The 15695-nt window shown below is 41.3% G+C and carries 12 protein-coding genes; 4 read left to right on the top strand and 8 right to left on the bottom strand.

The features are described 5' to 3' along the window. The first annotated feature begins 31 nt into the window (after positions 1–31). On the top strand, positions 32–1210 hold the full coding sequence (locus MWU84_RS07385; RefSeq protein WP_246900102.1) for a cytochrome-c peroxidase: 1179 nt from the start codon (positions 32–34) through the stop codon (positions 1208–1210). Positions 1211–1228: 18 nt separating this feature from the next. On the opposite strand, the gene MWU84_RS07380 is transcribed toward MWU84_RS07385, so the two are convergent. Next, positions 1229–2107: a DUF1080 domain-containing protein gene (locus MWU84_RS07380; protein ID WP_246900100.1), complete on the bottom strand. Its 879-nt coding sequence runs from the start codon at positions 2105–2107 to the stop codon at positions 1229–1231. A 148-nt stretch (positions 2108–2255) separates the two neighbouring features. Between MWU84_RS07380 and MWU84_RS07375 the strand changes: the two genes are divergently transcribed. The 3 genes from MWU84_RS07375 (at position 2256) to MWU84_RS24315 (ending at position 5692) form a co-directional block, all read left to right on the top strand. Continuing rightward, a complete protein-coding gene (locus tag MWU84_RS07375; protein ID WP_246900098.1) occupies positions 2256–3980 on the top strand; it encodes a solute carrier family 26 protein in 1725 nt (574 codons plus the stop codon). A 101-nt stretch (positions 3981–4081) separates the two neighbouring features. Continuing rightward, the gene (locus MWU84_RS07370) at positions 4082–5491 is read left to right on the top strand and encodes an MBL fold metallo-hydrolase (protein ID WP_246900096.1); all 1410 of its coding nucleotides are present in this window, start codon (positions 4082–4084) and stop codon (positions 5489–5491) included. A gap of 72 nt (positions 5492–5563) precedes the next feature. Then, on the top strand, positions 5564–5692 hold the full coding sequence (locus MWU84_RS24315) for a hypothetical protein (RefSeq protein WP_281502529.1): 129 nt from the start codon (positions 5564–5566) through the stop codon (positions 5690–5692). A gap of 41 nt (positions 5693–5733) precedes the next feature. On the opposite strand, the gene MWU84_RS07365 is transcribed toward MWU84_RS24315, so the two are convergent. The 7 genes from MWU84_RS07365 to MWU84_RS07335 form a co-directional block, all read right to left on the bottom strand. Next, entirely contained in the window at positions 5734–7113 is a 1380-nt protein-coding gene (locus tag MWU84_RS07365; protein WP_246900093.1) for an exonuclease domain-containing protein, read from the bottom strand. 130 nt (positions 7114–7243) lie between these two features. Continuing rightward, positions 7244–8809, bottom strand: coding sequence for a hypothetical protein (locus MWU84_RS07360; RefSeq protein ID WP_246900091.1), 1566 nt, complete (start codon positions 8807–8809; stop codon positions 7244–7246). 11 nt (positions 8810–8820) lie between these two features. Further along, positions 8821–10221, bottom strand: coding sequence for a neutral/alkaline non-lysosomal ceramidase N-terminal domain-containing protein (locus tag MWU84_RS07355; RefSeq protein WP_246900088.1), 1401 nt, complete (start codon positions 10219–10221; stop codon positions 8821–8823). A 7-nt stretch (positions 10222–10228) separates the two neighbouring features. Further along, positions 10229–11308: a sialidase family protein gene (locus MWU84_RS07350; protein ID WP_246900086.1), complete on the bottom strand. Its 1080-nt coding sequence runs from the start codon at positions 11306–11308 to the stop codon at positions 10229–10231. Then, a complete protein-coding gene (locus MWU84_RS07345; RefSeq protein ID WP_246900084.1) occupies positions 11305–13671 on the bottom strand; it encodes a GH92 family glycosyl hydrolase in 2367 nt (788 codons plus the stop codon). The genes MWU84_RS07350 and MWU84_RS07345 overlap by 4 nt, the downstream gene beginning before the upstream one ends. A 16-nt stretch (positions 13672–13687) precedes the next feature. Continuing rightward, on the bottom strand, positions 13688–14644 hold the full coding sequence (locus tag MWU84_RS07340; protein ID WP_246900082.1) for an alpha/beta hydrolase: 957 nt from the start codon (positions 14642–14644) through the stop codon (positions 13688–13690). Next, positions 14641–15594: an alpha/beta hydrolase gene (locus tag MWU84_RS07335; RefSeq protein ID WP_246900080.1), complete on the bottom strand. Its 954-nt coding sequence runs from the start codon at positions 15592–15594 to the stop codon at positions 14641–14643. Before MWU84_RS07335 ends, MWU84_RS07340 begins: the two co-directional genes overlap by 4 nt. Positions 15595–15695 lie beyond the last annotated feature (101 nt).

Here is a 15695-nt window from a genome sequence, read left to right as displayed (position 1 = left end):
CTTAAACTTGTCTTGGTAAAAATAAAGATTTATGAGGGTTGGTTTTTGCAAGTATGCCATGGTCCTGTCCATAATTCTAACAAGTTGTGGCAATCCTACCAAGAAAGGGGATATCGATACTCCCGAACCCAAGGTGGTTGCCAAGGTTGCCGCCTTACCTAGAACTATAAAAACACCGATTGGCAATCCAAATTCCAAAGAGAAGGAAATTTTGGGGAAACTACTTTTCTATGACCCTATTCTTTCTGGAGGAAAAGACATTGCTTGTGCCAGTTGCCATCATCCCGCTACCGGGTATGCAGAGTTCTTGGATCTATCCATTGGGGCAAATGGTGAGGGGTTGGGAAGTAAAAGGGCATTTAAGGAGCCTAACGAAATACCCTTGATGAAACGCAATTCTCCCACTATTCTAAACACGGCATATAACGGAATACACGGGAAGGACGATTACGATCCGGAAAATGCACCTATGTTTTGGGACGACCGGGTAAAGAGCTTGGAAAAACAGGCATTGGAACCCATTAAGACCATGGAGGAAATGAAAGGGCTTCATTTCCCAAAGTCGCAAATATTGACGGAAGTGGCCGCAAGACTTCAATCCATTCCTGAATATAAAAATCTTTTTGCGGAAGCTTTTGGTACGGAAGCCCCAATAGACAGTATTCATATTGGAATGGCCATTGCCGCTTTTGAAAGGACCTTGGTAGCCAACAACTCCCGTTTCGATCAATATATGGCGGGAGATGTAAGCGCCATATCCCATTCGGAAAAGGAAGGCTTGGAGCTTTTCAAATCTGTTGGTTGCATCAATTGCCATAATGGGCCTATGTTTTCGGACTATAAGTTGCACGTACTTGGGGTACCGGAAAATAATAAGGTACCAGAACCCGATAGTGGATTTGAGGAAAGTTTCGCTTTTAGGACAGCTTCTCTTCGAAATTTACGTTTTACCGCACCCTATATGCACAATGGTGTCTTTCAAAATTTAAAACAGGTACTGGAATTTTATGAGGATATTTCCTTTGGGAAAACACGAAACCCATCTGTCTCCAAGGAAATGTTCGATCCCTTGGTAAGGGAGCTGCAACTCAGTGTTAAGGACATGTCCTTGATTATTTCTTTTCTAAATACCCTTAACGATGAAAGCTTTGACAAGGGAATTCCTGAAAAGGTCCCCAGTGGATTGCCTGTAGGGGGTAATATTCAATAGCTTCTGGCTTCGTCGCTATTAATTGTATTTACAATCCTCGGGGTCAGGTTCAATATAGTACTTACGATAGTTGGTAGCCTTGGGGTCCATGCAGCCTTTTAAGTTCTTTAATTCCACCTTTCTAAAGTCTATGGGCTGGCCCTCTGCCTGCAAGGCTATATAACCTTCCTTCAATAGTTTGCCGTCTATCTTGATCGCCGGATCATATCGATTGGCAACACCACCTCCAATTTGTGGCTTGGTGTATTGCAATACCTCGTCTCCGTTAACAATATGGGTCACTATGGAGTCTCCCAATACAATAGCTTCTGCGCGCACCCATTGTTCTCCAAAATAGGTTTTGGAAGTGGAATTGATACAATGTCTTGGGTCAATTTTTCCTTCGAATACCACGTCAGTTCCCGGGGAACACATATTGCCTGTGGGCCTAGATTTTCCTTCTTCCAAGCCGGCCAAAAACTGCATTTCTACGGAAATGGGCCAATCTTGTTCTTTGGGCATGGTCCTTGGGTCCTGGGAATGGAACATTACCCCACTGTTTTTTATGGTGTAACTAGGGGCTCCAGGGTGCAATTCGCCCACAAAGCGATATTCCACCACTAAATGATAATAAGAATAAGGGGTGTTGAAGTAGAGGTGGCCATAACGCTCGTTAAAATCGCCCTCATATTGGTCATAGCGCACTTTTATGATGCTATCTTCTACTCTAAAGGTATCCCCATAATTGTCACCTACCTCATAATGGTGAATTTTGGTGGTCCAATCATTGATGTCCTTTCCATTGAACATGGAAATCCAACCATCGTTTTTTTCTTGTGCAACAGATTTTACGGTACTGCACTGGCAAAGTAGTAGGGTCGCTATTAAACTACCTATGATCGAAGGGATTTTCTGCATGTTCCAAGGAATTATGTGATTTAAATGCACAAGATAAAATATTTAATGTTTATTTATACCAACTTCCATTGAAGTTATGTGTTTAAAAGGTCAAAATTCTGTAACCTTCGTTACAGTTCAATTAGGTATTTAATACTAAATTTGGTGCATGAGGAGATTTTTACCTTTTTTGGATTGGCTTCCAAAATATAACAAAAACCTTTTTAGAAAAGACTTGGTAGCGGGTATTACCGTGGGTATAATTTTAATTCCCCAAGGTATGGCCTATGCCATGATAGCCGGACTACCTCCAGTCTATGGTTTGTACGCCTCCTTGTTCCCTATTTTGGTATATGCTTTTTTGGGTACTTCCGGGCAAATTGCCGTAGGTCCTGTGGCTATGGATTCACTTTTGGTAGCGGCGGGTTTGGGGGCTCTGGCCATCACGGGTATTGAGAACTATATTCTAATGGCACTGTTGTTAGCCTTTATGATAGGTGCTTTTCAGCTATTGTTGGGGTTTTTTCGGATGGGTTTTTTGGTGAATTTTATGTCCAGGCCGGTGATTAGTGGATTTACCTCGGCCGCAGCGGTGATTATAATCTTTAGTCAACTCAAGCATTTGCTGGGCACGGATATTGCTAGCAGCAACATATTTCATCAATTGGTAATAAACGCTTTTCAGCATATTTTAGAAACGAATATCTATGATTTTGGAATCGGGATTATTGGTATTCTTATCATAATTTCTTTCAAAATTTGGTTTAAAAGATTTCCTGCTATTTTGTTGGTAGTGGTCTTGAGCAGTTTGGCCGTTTACTTTTTTAATTTGGAAACCTATGGGGTAAAGGTAGTAGGTGAGGTACCGGCAGGATTACCATCCTTTAATGTACATAATTTTAGTTGGGAGAAAATTAGAAGTATATGGCCAATTGCCCTTACTTTGGCCTTAGTAGGGTATTTGGAGGCCATTTCTATTGGGAGGGCATTCGAGGAAAAAAATAAGGAGGAAACCATAGACCCCAACCAAGAACTGATAGCATTGGGAGCCTCAAATATGGTGGGTTCTTTTTTTCAGTCCTATTCGGTTACGGCAAGTTTTTCTAGGTCGGCTATAAATTACGAAGCCGGTGCGAAGACTACGGTAGCCGCATTGATCAGTGTTATTATGGTGGCCCTGACCCTTTTATTTCTAACTCCATTATTCTATAATTTACCTAATGCGGCATTGGCCTCCATTATTATGGTTTCGGTTTTTGGGTTAATAGATCTGTCCTATCCCCAAAAATTATGGAAGCAGCGAAAGGATGAGTTCATGGTTCTGTTGATGACCTTCCTGATAACATTATTTGTAGGTATTGTGCAGGGAATTTTGATAGGGGTATTACTGTCCCTGCTCCTTATGGTATACAGGACCTCCAAGCCTCATTTTGCGGTATTGGGAAGTATTAAAGGGACTGATTATTATAAAAATATTGATCGCTTTGGAGAAGAGGCCGAGGTACGACGGGATCTACTGATAGTGAGGTTCGATTCCCAGCTATATTTTGGGAATTCGTCTTATTTTAAAAGTCAACTTTTTAAGTTTATTAATGCCAAAGGCAAATCTTTGGATGCGGTTATATTAAATGCCGAAGCCATTAATTACATAGATTCCAGTGCTTCCACCATGTTGATCGGTGTTATAGAAGAAATTCACCAAAGGAATATAGAGTTTTATATAGCAGGGGCTACAGGCCCCATTCGAGATATAATATTCAAGAGTGGAATCATCAATTGTTTGGATAAGGAGTTTCTCTTTGTAAAAATAAAAGAAGCGGTGGCCTATCATGATGATCCCAATACCGTTCCCTTGCTCAGGGAAAGGGTAGCCCATCAGAATCAAAGTAACTAATGTTGCATAAGGAGAGATCCATATTATTTATCTTTGTAAAGATGAATTTCCGTTTAAAAATAATTTGATTATTTATTAACACATCATATAAAATTAAGAGAATGAAAATAGAACAGATATATACAGGATGTTTAGCGCAGGGCGCGTATTATATAGAAAGTAAAGGAGAGGTGGCCATTATAGACCCCTTACGTGAGGTTGAACCTTATTTAAAACGGGCCAAAGCTGACAATGCTACAATAAAATATATTTTTGAAACACATTTTCACGCAGATTTTGTCAGCGGGCACATTACCCTGTCAAAAGAAACGAACGCCCCTATTGTATATGGCCCCTCGGCCAATCCTTCCTTTGAAGCCATAATAGCAAAGGATGGCCAGGAATTTAAACTTGGGGATATCACCATCAAAGCCTTGCATACCCCTGGGCATACTATGGAAAGTACCACTTATTTATTAAGGGATGAAAAGGGAGAGGATTATGCCATATTTTCTGGGGATACCTTGTTTTTGGGTGATGTAGGTCGGCCTGATTTGGCTCAAAAGGCGGCCAATATGACCCAAGAAGATTTGGCGGGCTTATTGTTTGATAGTCTTAGGAATAAAATTATGCCCTTGGCCGATGATGTGGTGGTTTATCCCGCCCATGGTGCCGGTTCTGCCTGTGGAAAGAACATGATGAAGGAAACGGTGGACACCTTGGGCAATCAAAAGAAAATGAATTATGCCTTACGTGCCAATATGACGAAGGAGGAATTTGTTAAAGAGGTTACGGAAGGATTATTGCCGCCTCCAAAATATTTCCCACTCAACGTAAAGATGAACAAGGAGGGATATGAAGATATTGATGAGGTATTGGAAAGGGGTACTACCGCTTTGACTGCCGATGAATTTGAAGAGGCTGCCAATGCCACTGACGCCATAATCTTGGATGTAAGGCATCAAGACGAATTTGTGAAAGGATTTGTTCCACGATCTATATTTATTGGGTTGGATGGGAGTTTTGCCCCTTGGGTCGGCGCACTTATTGCGGACACCAAACAGGCTATCTTACTAGTGGCTCCCGAAGGTAGGGAGGAAGAAGCTATCATAAGATTGTCCAGGGTCGGTTTTGATGCTACTATTGGCTATTTAAAGGGGAGTTTCGACACTTGGAAAAACGCTGGAAAAGAATATGATACCATTACCTCCATTTCTGCTAAGGAGTTGAAAGAAACTCTCCATAACAATGAAGTTCCTGTTTTTGATGTAAGGAAGGAATCGGAATACCTTTCCGAACACATGGAAAATGCAGAGAATACCCCTTTGGATTTTTTAAATGACCATATGGCGGAATTCCCTCAAGAGGGTACCTTTTATGTACATTGTGCTGGGGGGTATAGGTCTGTTATAGCGGCATCTATTTTAAAAAGTAGGGGCATCCATAACCTTGTAGATATGGGAGGTGGCTTCGATGAAATGAAAAGATCGGGTTATAAGGTAACGGAGTATGTATGTCCTACTACATTGTAGAAAGTGACAATTGTCATATTTTATAGTTCCGTTTGTATATATTTTAGCCTACTGAATCTAAAAATAGTACCTATGATTTTACAATACCTACCCCTAGTAAATTGGAGCAACGGAATTATTATGATTTCTGTTTTTGGCGCTGTTTGCGTTGGTTTGGTTACCGCCGTATTGATGTTGATGAACGGTGGTAAGAAAAAATAGGCCGGGAATTTCAATTGTTTGAAATACCCGGCCATGTTTCTTTAGATAGAAATAGCGGATAGTTTAATGGCCTTGTTGGGGTATTTTCTTAAATACCATGAAAGAATTCGTTTGGTGTCCATATTTTCTTTTTGTAGTTCCAAAAAATTTTCCAGATCGTCTACACTATTTATCTGCTCGTTTTTTGGTAGAAATCCATAGCCTTTGTATTGGTTGTTGGTAACCAGAATAAAGGCTTCTTCCTCAGCATGTCTTCCCTTTTCCTTGATGACTAAATTCTGGTTTTTGTCCATCAATTCATCAATTGCGGTTTTTACTTTTACATTATAGTTCAAGGGCGATTCCGTTCCCTTGCAAATTCCATTGCAGTTGGTAATACTGTAATGGGAGCAGCTACTGATATTTTCCTGCAAATGGCAGAATTTGGGACATAATCCGTAGTTTTTGCAAAGCTCTTCCAAAAACAGCCTGCAATCTGTAATGGTGTTAAATGTGGATATGGGGTTGGGTGTTAATCTTAATTTATTGTAAGCCAAGTGATGTATTCCGTTCCGATCTTCATAGGAAAAAATGGCATACTCCGTTGGTGTGCGTTTCTGACTTTGATTGTACAAGGGAAAATGTTGTTTTATCGCTGCAGATTCCATTAAAAGGGCAATTAACTCGTTCCCGGATAATTCAAAATCAATGTCATGCGTGGCCTTGCACATTAAAATTTCTTTATTGGCCTTGTCATAAAAATGCCCTAGCACCCTCTTTTTTATATCAACGGCTTTGCCAACGTAAATAATGGTGCCCTTGGCGTCCTTAAAATAATATATACCTGGGGTATTTGGCAGTTTTTCAAAGATTTCCTTGGGCAGGGATGGTGGTAAGGTAGCTTCCTGGGATCGTGCATTAAGGAAGGTTTTAAATACCTTTTCGGCACCATCTGTCCTTAGCAATTTTTTAAACAAGATTACCGTTGCCTGAGCGTCTCCCTTAGCCCTATGTCGGTCCGTCAAGGGAATATTCAATGAGCTACATAATTTTCCCAAACTATAGGAATTTAAGCCAGGTATCAGTTTTCTGGATAAGCGGACCGTACATAATTTTTTTCGGGAAAAATTAACTCCGATATTCTTAAATTCATTTTTGATTACATTGTAGTCAAAATTTACGCTATGGGCCACAAATATGGTGTCCTGTGTCATTTCCATAACCTTTGGGGCTATTTCTTCCCAAGTAGGGGCATTGCGAACCATATTATCATCTATTCCTGTTAACCCTGTAATAAAGTAGGGTATTTCACATTCAGGATTAACCAGGGAAGTATATTCATCTATCACCTCATGACCGTCGAATTTGAAGATGGAAATCTCCGTAATCTTATTGCCTTTTATACCGTTTCCGGTGGTCTCTATATCTATAACGGTGTACATTGAACTTGGTCCTAAGAAGAATTGGACCTTAAAGTTATGGGAAAATCATCAAAAAAGGCATCCCTCCTGGGATAATTAGAGAGAATGTTGGATTTTTCTAGCTATAGAACCCTTAAGGGATGGTTGTGTGCTAGTTTAAATCCTGAATAACCTCCGTTAAAGCCCTATAGATGATGGGCCCTGTTTCCGGTCCCAAGGAATTTTCTTCCCCATAGGTGTCCCCTTTATCATTATAGAGATATGGTTTTCCGTTATCCCATTCGCTTTTGGGTATTATGTATCCAATTTCATCATTCGAGAGGCCCAAATAAAATTTGTATTTGTCGGTAACGAGCTCTTGAAGTGGGGGTATCTCCATGGGCTGTATATCAAACTCTCGACCTTCGGGAGCTTCTATGCCACCATATACAATTTCGGGATATATTTCCCCAGGGATACTTAAAAATAGGGCAGGACCTATACGGATGGCTCCCACTTCTGTTCTGGACTTAAAGTATTCCGGCATACCTATATTGATCAGACCAATACCACTGGCAATTTTAAAGGTAGTATTGTCCAATGGAGCGAAAACAGTTTTTGCCCTTAAAGAAATATTGGAATTGGCCAATGTATCCCCTTTTTGTTTTAGGGCAGCCAAAGACATTATGGCTATTTGGTCGCCCAAAGCCTTTGTTTTTTCAAAAGTAGGTTCAAGATATTCTTGCCCGCTAAAGGGGTCTGGGATTGGCAGTGAAGGATGGGGCGCCATTAGTCCGCCTATAGCTCCCGAAAAATAAACGGCTACCCCGCCTAGTCCCTCGTGTACCAATTCATCTCCATTATATACGCCATTTTCCATGGCTTCCCTTATGTAATGGGGAAAATCCGAACTGATCAATAAATTTTGAGACCACAATGTTTCCGGGTGGTTGGCCCAATTGATAATGGTTCCCAAAGTGGAGTCGTTTTCGGCATCCAATACCTGCATCAAATGTATTCCGGTGGCCTTAACGATTGGCTTTCGGGTGTCTTTTATCAGTTTGTCATCATCCCCTGAAAGGTCCTCCGCAAATACAAGCTTTGCTGGGCGCAAATTGTTGGCAGCTTCGGTAACGGCGGCAACGGTTTGGGATTTTACGTATTCCATCATTTCGGGATTAACTCCGGAATTGAAAATGTTTTCTCCCCAGATTCCTACCAGGTCATTGCTCTCGTGGGTATGGGTAGAGGATAACAGGGTGTAATCTATTCCCAGCTCTGCAGGTATTCGTTTTCTAATGTCTATTACATCGCCATGCAAAAAACCAATGGCATCCATAGAAATCATAGCGATCCTGGTTTTACCGTCGTCGATCACCATTACCCTGGACCAAACATCATCATGGACACCCTGGGCAGGTTTGGCATTGCTCATCCCTGCTATCCAATACGCATCGAATTTTCCATTGTTGTTATTGTCATTGTAGCTGTCGCCTTCATGCTCACTGTATTTGTTGTTTCCATTGGCATCGTTCCATGTATCCACAATGGTGGGGGTTATGGGCTTTTTGGAAAATCCGGCCGTTATGGGTCGCGGAGTATTGTTTTCGATTTTAAGATCGATTGAATAATCTGGATGGCGATCGCGCCAATTATAAATTACCACAGACGCTCCGACCAATATTAGTAGAAGAAGCAATACCCCCAATAGTTTTAAAGCTTTTTTTATTGTTTTCATATCCTGTTGTATTATAGCTTGGTATGGGTTAATTCATTGGCCATTTTAAAATTGAGCTCCATTAAATAATCGCCCATGCTGGGACCGTACCATCCCATTAATCTGGCTTCATAGGTGTCAAAATAGTAATATTTTTGAGGAACGATATAGCCCAAATACTGGCCGTTAAAACTGCTGAGTACTGAGTTATACCCCTGCAGTTCCAAGGCATTTTTTAAATCCAAACCATATTCCCCACTTAATTCATAAGGCAGGGCAAGCCAAATAAGGTTGTTAAGTTTAAGGCCTTGTACGTGGATCGGGTTTACCTCTGGCATCAGTTTACTTCCTAAGTAAGGGGAGAGGCGTAGGCGATCTGATATGTAAAGGAACTGCAACTTTGGGATTTCAATTTCCGAGGAAATCGCTGTTAAATCTATGGTTGATAAATGCTCCATTTTGTTCAAGGCAGAACGGGCCGAGTCGGCAAGGGTCTCCCCTATGTATTTGGCTTTTTCAAATTTCTCGCCAATGCCTTTGTTGCTATGGCTGCCGACGGTGCCGGCAAAGAACAGGGCCAGGTCAACCCCATTTTCTTCCAAATGACGTTGAAAGTACCCTGGATAGTCCCCGGTATATTGTTCGTTGTCCGTACCAATAACGGTGGCATGGGCAGAAAACGCACCAATGGTAGCCCTTTTGCCGTTGTCTTGGATAAAAGATAAGAGATCCAGTTTGTCGTTGAGTCTACCGGATTCACCTATGATTCTATTTCGCACCAAATTGGGGACTTTTACGTACCCGGATGAAAACTGGGCGGGCTGTTTGTCGGCCAAAGCCTGTAATATGAGGGCGGAAAATTTTTGCCCAAGCCATTCCACCACCTCTGGTCGATACTCCCCACCAAAACTTTTGCCTACATATCCGGGCATACAATTACCAACACTGGAATGGGTGTGGGTAGCCCCAAAAAAAAGCTGTTTTCTGGATATTTTTCCCTTTAGATTGTCAGTGACCTTGGTGACAACATTTTCAGGTATTGCCACTAGATCAGCATTGATCAGAACAACGGATTCATTATTGACTTCAACAGCAATAGCTTTGGCAAAAATGGAATCGTGAACACCGGTCGCAATTTTACCACTACCATAACCGGCCATTTTTATATTGTTGAATTCACCTTTGGTGGGATCCGGAGTTCCGCTCACGATTTTTGGGGTAATACTTGTCCTTGCAAAACCGGCAAGCAACTGGCCGTTGGTCTCGGTCTTGTCCTTAACGGCTTCCTCTATATTTTCAATTGTATTTTTATAATACTGTGTTTCAAAATATGGTGTGGTATCTATAGTACTGGTGGCTAAAAAGAAAAGAATAATCAGAACCAGTACAAGTGCTCCAAAAATTTTCGCCAAGATTCTTAACCATTTCTTCATTACTGTTTTAATTAAGTTTTTGTGGATCCAAAACGATATACTTCACTGTTTTTCTGTTCCAGGTATATACAATATGCACTTTCCCATCGGGAGCTTGTATCATCGTAGGATAGGAATATTCTTCCCCTTCCTTATCGGTATTTTCCCTTAAGGGCTCCAAGTCCAAAACGCGTTTCCAATTAGTACCGTCGTTGGATAGGGCCAGGCTTAAAGGAACCCTGTCGCCCCAATTTTTACCGGTAGGATTGTAGACCAGTAATTGTCGCCCATCCTTTAAGGATACCCCGTCAATGCCGGAGTTTGGATTGGGTAATGCTGTAGCCTTCATTTTGCTCCAGGTACTTCCATAGTCGTTAGACCAATTCTCTGCGATAACCTCATTTTCGGTTCTGCTCAAAAGCTGTAATTTCCCATTTCCATAATTCAGGACCACGGGCTGAATGGCCCCTAGTTCTTTGCCATCGTTAAGGGCTTGGGTTTTGGACCAGGTTTTGCCGTTATCCGTGCTAAGTTCCAAGTGTATCTTCCATCCCTCGATATCATCTTCAGTGCTTGAAGGAGAGAGTATTTCTCCGCTGGCCAATTGTATGGGCTGATTTTTTATAGGTCCTAAAATTCCATCAGGAAGTGGTACTGGTGCGGACCAGGTTTTTCCGTCATCGGTAGAGGTCATATAAAGTCCCCACCATTCGGTTGGATTTGGTCCTACCTTGTAGAATAAAATTAGCGGCTGGTCTTTAGGTTTAAACAATACCGGGTTCCAGCATGGGTATCTGCTGCCATCTTCCTGTACGCCATTGACTACCTCTATGGGGGTAGACCAAGATCCACCTGTCTTTCGGGATACCCAGATGCCTACATCATCATTTTTTTCTTCGGTACCACCAAACCAAGAGGCTACAACGGTACCATTACTGACTTCAACCGTAGAAGCATGACATTCAGGGGTGAGCGCATCCTTCATTTCATAAATAAACTCCTGTTCCAATATGGCAGGATGATCTAATGCGACCACATCAGGTAATTTATCCATTTTTCCTTTACACGATACTACTAACAAGGTACATAATAAAAATAAAAGTCTCATAAGCTCAGTTTAGATGATTGTTCATTGATTTTTTCTTGCGGCTCTTTAGCCATTATAAAAATTATTTCACCCCCATTGGCAATTTCTTTATGCTGTATCCAAGTGCGGTTCAAGCTCCTGTTGTTGAGCAGTATCTTTTTCACGTAGATATGCTCTGGGGCATAGTTTTCTGTTTTTATCACCAATTGGTCCTCGCCTATATTAAGGGTTGCACTTTTGAACAGTGGTGCTCCCAGCTGATATATGTCCGTTCCCGCAATAGGGTAGAATCCAAGGGAGCTAAAAATATACCACGCAGATAGTGTGCCAGCATCGTCGTTACCGTCTATACCTACATAGGAATTATCGTATTTATTATCCAAGATCCAACGCACCCATTTTTGGGTCAGGTCCGGTCTTTGAACCGCGTTGAATAAATAGGCGGCATGAATATCCGGTTCGTTTCCATGCCAGTAGTAGGAGCCTGGGCTCCAGGTAGCCTTTTTTGGGTCTGCTTTGGCAAAAAAGTTGTTCAGTTGGCTCACAAAATAATCTTTGTTTTTAAAAAGTGATACAAGTCCATCCGCATCAAAAGGTACTGCCCACCGCCATTGAAGGGCGCTGCCTTCGGTATAATCCTTGGTAAACTCATCGTCCCAATCTGTATAGGTAAGTTGCAAAGGCTTAAATTTTTCTACAAATCGCCCATCCTTATGTCTGGGTTGAAAATATTGGGTATCAGGATTCCAAACATTTTTATAGAATTTGGAATGTTTTTGAAATAACTTTTGGTCATCGGGCAATTGCAGTTCATTGGCCAATAGGCTTATGGAATGATCGGCCCAGGCGTACTCCAAGGTCTTGCTTACCGCTTCATCCCCAAATTCTGTGGGACAATATCCGTAGGTAAGGTAACCGTTTATTTCTTCCCGGCCCGCAGCGGAACTGTCTTTGGGTATCGGCTCCAGGGCCACTTGTCTCATTTTTTTATAGGCAAGTTCCACATCAAAATTGCGGATACCTTTAAGATAGGATTCGGCAATGACCATGTCGGCAGGAGATCCCAGCATAGAATTGCTATATCCGTATCCTGATGGCCAACGCGGTAAACTACCTCCTTGTTTGGCCATTTCCACTAGTGAGACCAGCATGTCCCTTTGTTCGTCCTTTGCTATTAGATTGAATAGTGGATGTACCGTACGGAAAGTGTCCCACAAGGAAAGATCTGTATAGTAAGTGAAGTCGGTTGCCAGATGCACTTTCTTGTCGAATCCCATATATTCGCCATTAACATCATTGAAGGTAGTAGGCATTTGAAAACTTCGATATAGAGCGCTGTAAAAAACATTTCTTTCCTCAGCAGAACCGCCTTCAATCTCAATTAATTTAAGTTTGCTTTCCCATTTGTCTTTGGCAATTTGGAGTATATCCCCAAAATTTAGATCGCCATCTTCGGTCTCTAGGTTTAAACGAGCATTTTCAATACTTATATGGGAAATCCCTACCTTGACCGTTATGTTTTCTTTAGAGAACCCTAAAAATACCTTCAGACTATCGCTTTCTTTGGAGATTGTATTCGCACTAAATTTATGTCCGTCCCAAATGCCATAGTCGGAAAATGGATGATCGAATTTAGCTACGAAGTATACTTTTATTCCCCCAAAACGACCTGCAAAGCTACCGAAGGTTTTAACGGATCCTTCCAGTTCATTTTTTTTGGGAAGTATTTTGATTACACCATCCTGTGCTTTGTGGTTACCTGTAGTATTGGTGATATGAATGAGTATGTTTTTATGGCCATCTTTGGGAAAGGTATATCTATGTAGCCCCGTTCTTTCTGTTGCTGTAAGTTCAGAAATAATTTGCTCTTTCTTTAATTGTACGCGGTAATACCCTGGAAAAGCAGTTTCATTGGCATGCGAAAATTTATGGGCATAATCCAAATTGAAATCAATTTTATCAGTGGGGGTAGTTGTTGGGGTAAACAAAAAATGACCTCCATCGGTTGCACCTGTACCAGCCAATCGGGTATGGCTAAAGCCTAATATTTTGTTGTCCCCATAGTAATACCCAGAAGTGCTAAAATCTTTGGTGTTATTGTAGAAAGACATGGTTTCAGGACTTAGGCGGACCATTCCAAAGGGAACTGTAGCGCCCGGAAAGTTAAATCCACATACCCAATACGGAAAGCCTCCGGTACCTATAAAGGTATTTACATATTTGCCCAATTCTCCCGGGCTTAAGTTTTCTGTTTGATTTTTTGGAGTTGCCTTTACAATATTATTGTATTTATAGCTGGCTGTAAAAATAGCAAGAAGCACTAGGCCTATGACCATTCCAATGGCATAGGCTGTGATTTTCGCTATTCTTTGAAGCAACTTCATTGGGATTCCTAATATTTTAGTTTAATGGGATGTATTTTTCAAAAAATCGGTCCATGTGATATTGGCAATAGGCATTGACTTTTACCGAGGCATCCATGGTATGCGGCCACCCTTTTAGTTTGTGATAATACGAAATGGCACCGGCCTTTTGTAGGGTAGCATGTAAAATGTCCGATTGTTCATAGGGAACCAACTCGTCCAAAGTGCCTTGGAATGTAAGGGTCGGGGGCACGTCTTTGGAGATTAGAAACAAGGGGGAGGCCTTTTTATACATTTCTGGAGCCTCTTCATAGGATTTACCTATCAGATATTGAACCGAGGATGCATTTATGGCCGTTTCATCGGTAAGGTTGGAGGGGCCATAAAAATTTACGAGGGCCTGTACATTTGCAGAAATTCCTTTGGTATCCACATCATCAGGGGTATTGGAGTAGGCATTCATCATTGCTAAATGGCCGCCTGCCGATCCCCCTACCAGCGCTACTTTACTGGCATCTATATGATAATCGGTCGCATTGAGTTTAAGCCATCTTACGGCGTCTTCCACATCATGCAGCTGGGCGGGATATTTTGCAACATCCGTTAATCTATATTGAATGGTAGCCGTGACGTAACCTTTTTTTGCATAACTGCTTAAATACACCAAATAATCATGTTTGTTCCCTTTTTTCCATGCACCACCATGGATGAAAATTATCAAGGGGGCATTTTCTTTAATATCCTTTGCATGATATATGTCCAATTTAAGTTGGATGGAGTCCATTGTTTTATAGACTATATCCTTGTATTCCTTTATGTCATCTGGAATAGGGAAATCCATTTCAATTAACTTTAAAGCCCCAGTAGCGTAGGCTATCTTTAAAGTGGTATTATTGGAGTATCCCTTTGGAGGTTCGGATACATCGTACTGCTTAGCTTTGCAGCCTAGTAACAAGGCTAGTGTAAATAAGGGAATGAATATGTTTTTTATCATGCTTTTAAATGTTTTTCCAGAAATATATCCGTGTGATATTGAATATAGGAGAATACCTTTGCGGAAAGGTCCATGGAATGGGGCCAACCCTTTAATTCGTGATAGTAATTGGGCACTCCATATGTCTTTAAGGTTTCATGTAGTTTTTTGGACTGTCTGTAGGGGACCAGTTCATCCAAAGTACCGTGAAAGGAAATAGTAGGAGGGGAGTTTTTATTTACAAATAGAATGGGGGAAGCTTTTCTGTACATTTCAGGGACTTCTTCATATTTTTTTCCAATTAAGCGATGTACCCGTTCTTCCTTTTTTGCAATCTCGGTTGTTAAATCTGAAGGACCGTAGATATTTATTACGGCCTGAACATTGGTGGGTATACCATTGCTGTCCACTTTGTTGTAAGAATGGGAATAGGCGTATTGCATGGCCAAATGTCCCCCTGCGGAACCACCGGCCAGGGCTACCTTTTGTGCATTTATGTTATAATCCTTTGCGTGGAATTTCAGCCATTTTACCGCGTCTTCTACATCTAGGAGTTGGGCAGGGTACTTTGCCACGCCGCTTAATCTGTATTGTATGGTTGCTGTTACATATCCCTTTTGGGCATAGCTGACCAAATAGTGCAACACATTGCTTTTCTTTCCTTTTTCCCAAGCACCACCATGTATAAAAACAATTAGGGGGGCATCTTTTTTTAAATCGTATAGATGATAAATATCGAGCTTTAATGTGGTTGAGTCAATGGATTTATAAATCAAATCCTTATGTTCTTTTATACTCTCAGGTACTTCTACATTGGTAATGGTGGGCTCAATAGCGCCTAGGGTATAGGCTATTTTAAGGGTAGTGTTGTTAGCAAACCCTTCGGGCGGTTGCGAAGGGTCATAATCATTGGTTTTGCAGCCAACAAATAATAAAATCATCCAAAAAGTAAGTACTATTTTATTGACCATAATTTGGTAAGCTTAAGGTTTGGATATTTTATTATTGCCGAAAAAGTCTTTAAGTTTCATTGTTTTATTGTTGACGAAGGGGGTGACCCAAAATCCGATCT

This window comes from Arenibacter sp. F20364, assembly GCF_023015905.1.
In the GTDB taxonomy this organism is placed as follows: Bacteria; Bacteroidota; Bacteroidia; order Flavobacteriales; family Flavobacteriaceae; genus Arenibacter.
The sequence above is the reverse complement of the archived record's forward strand: the minus strand, read 5'-3'. Positions and strand labels throughout refer to the sequence as shown.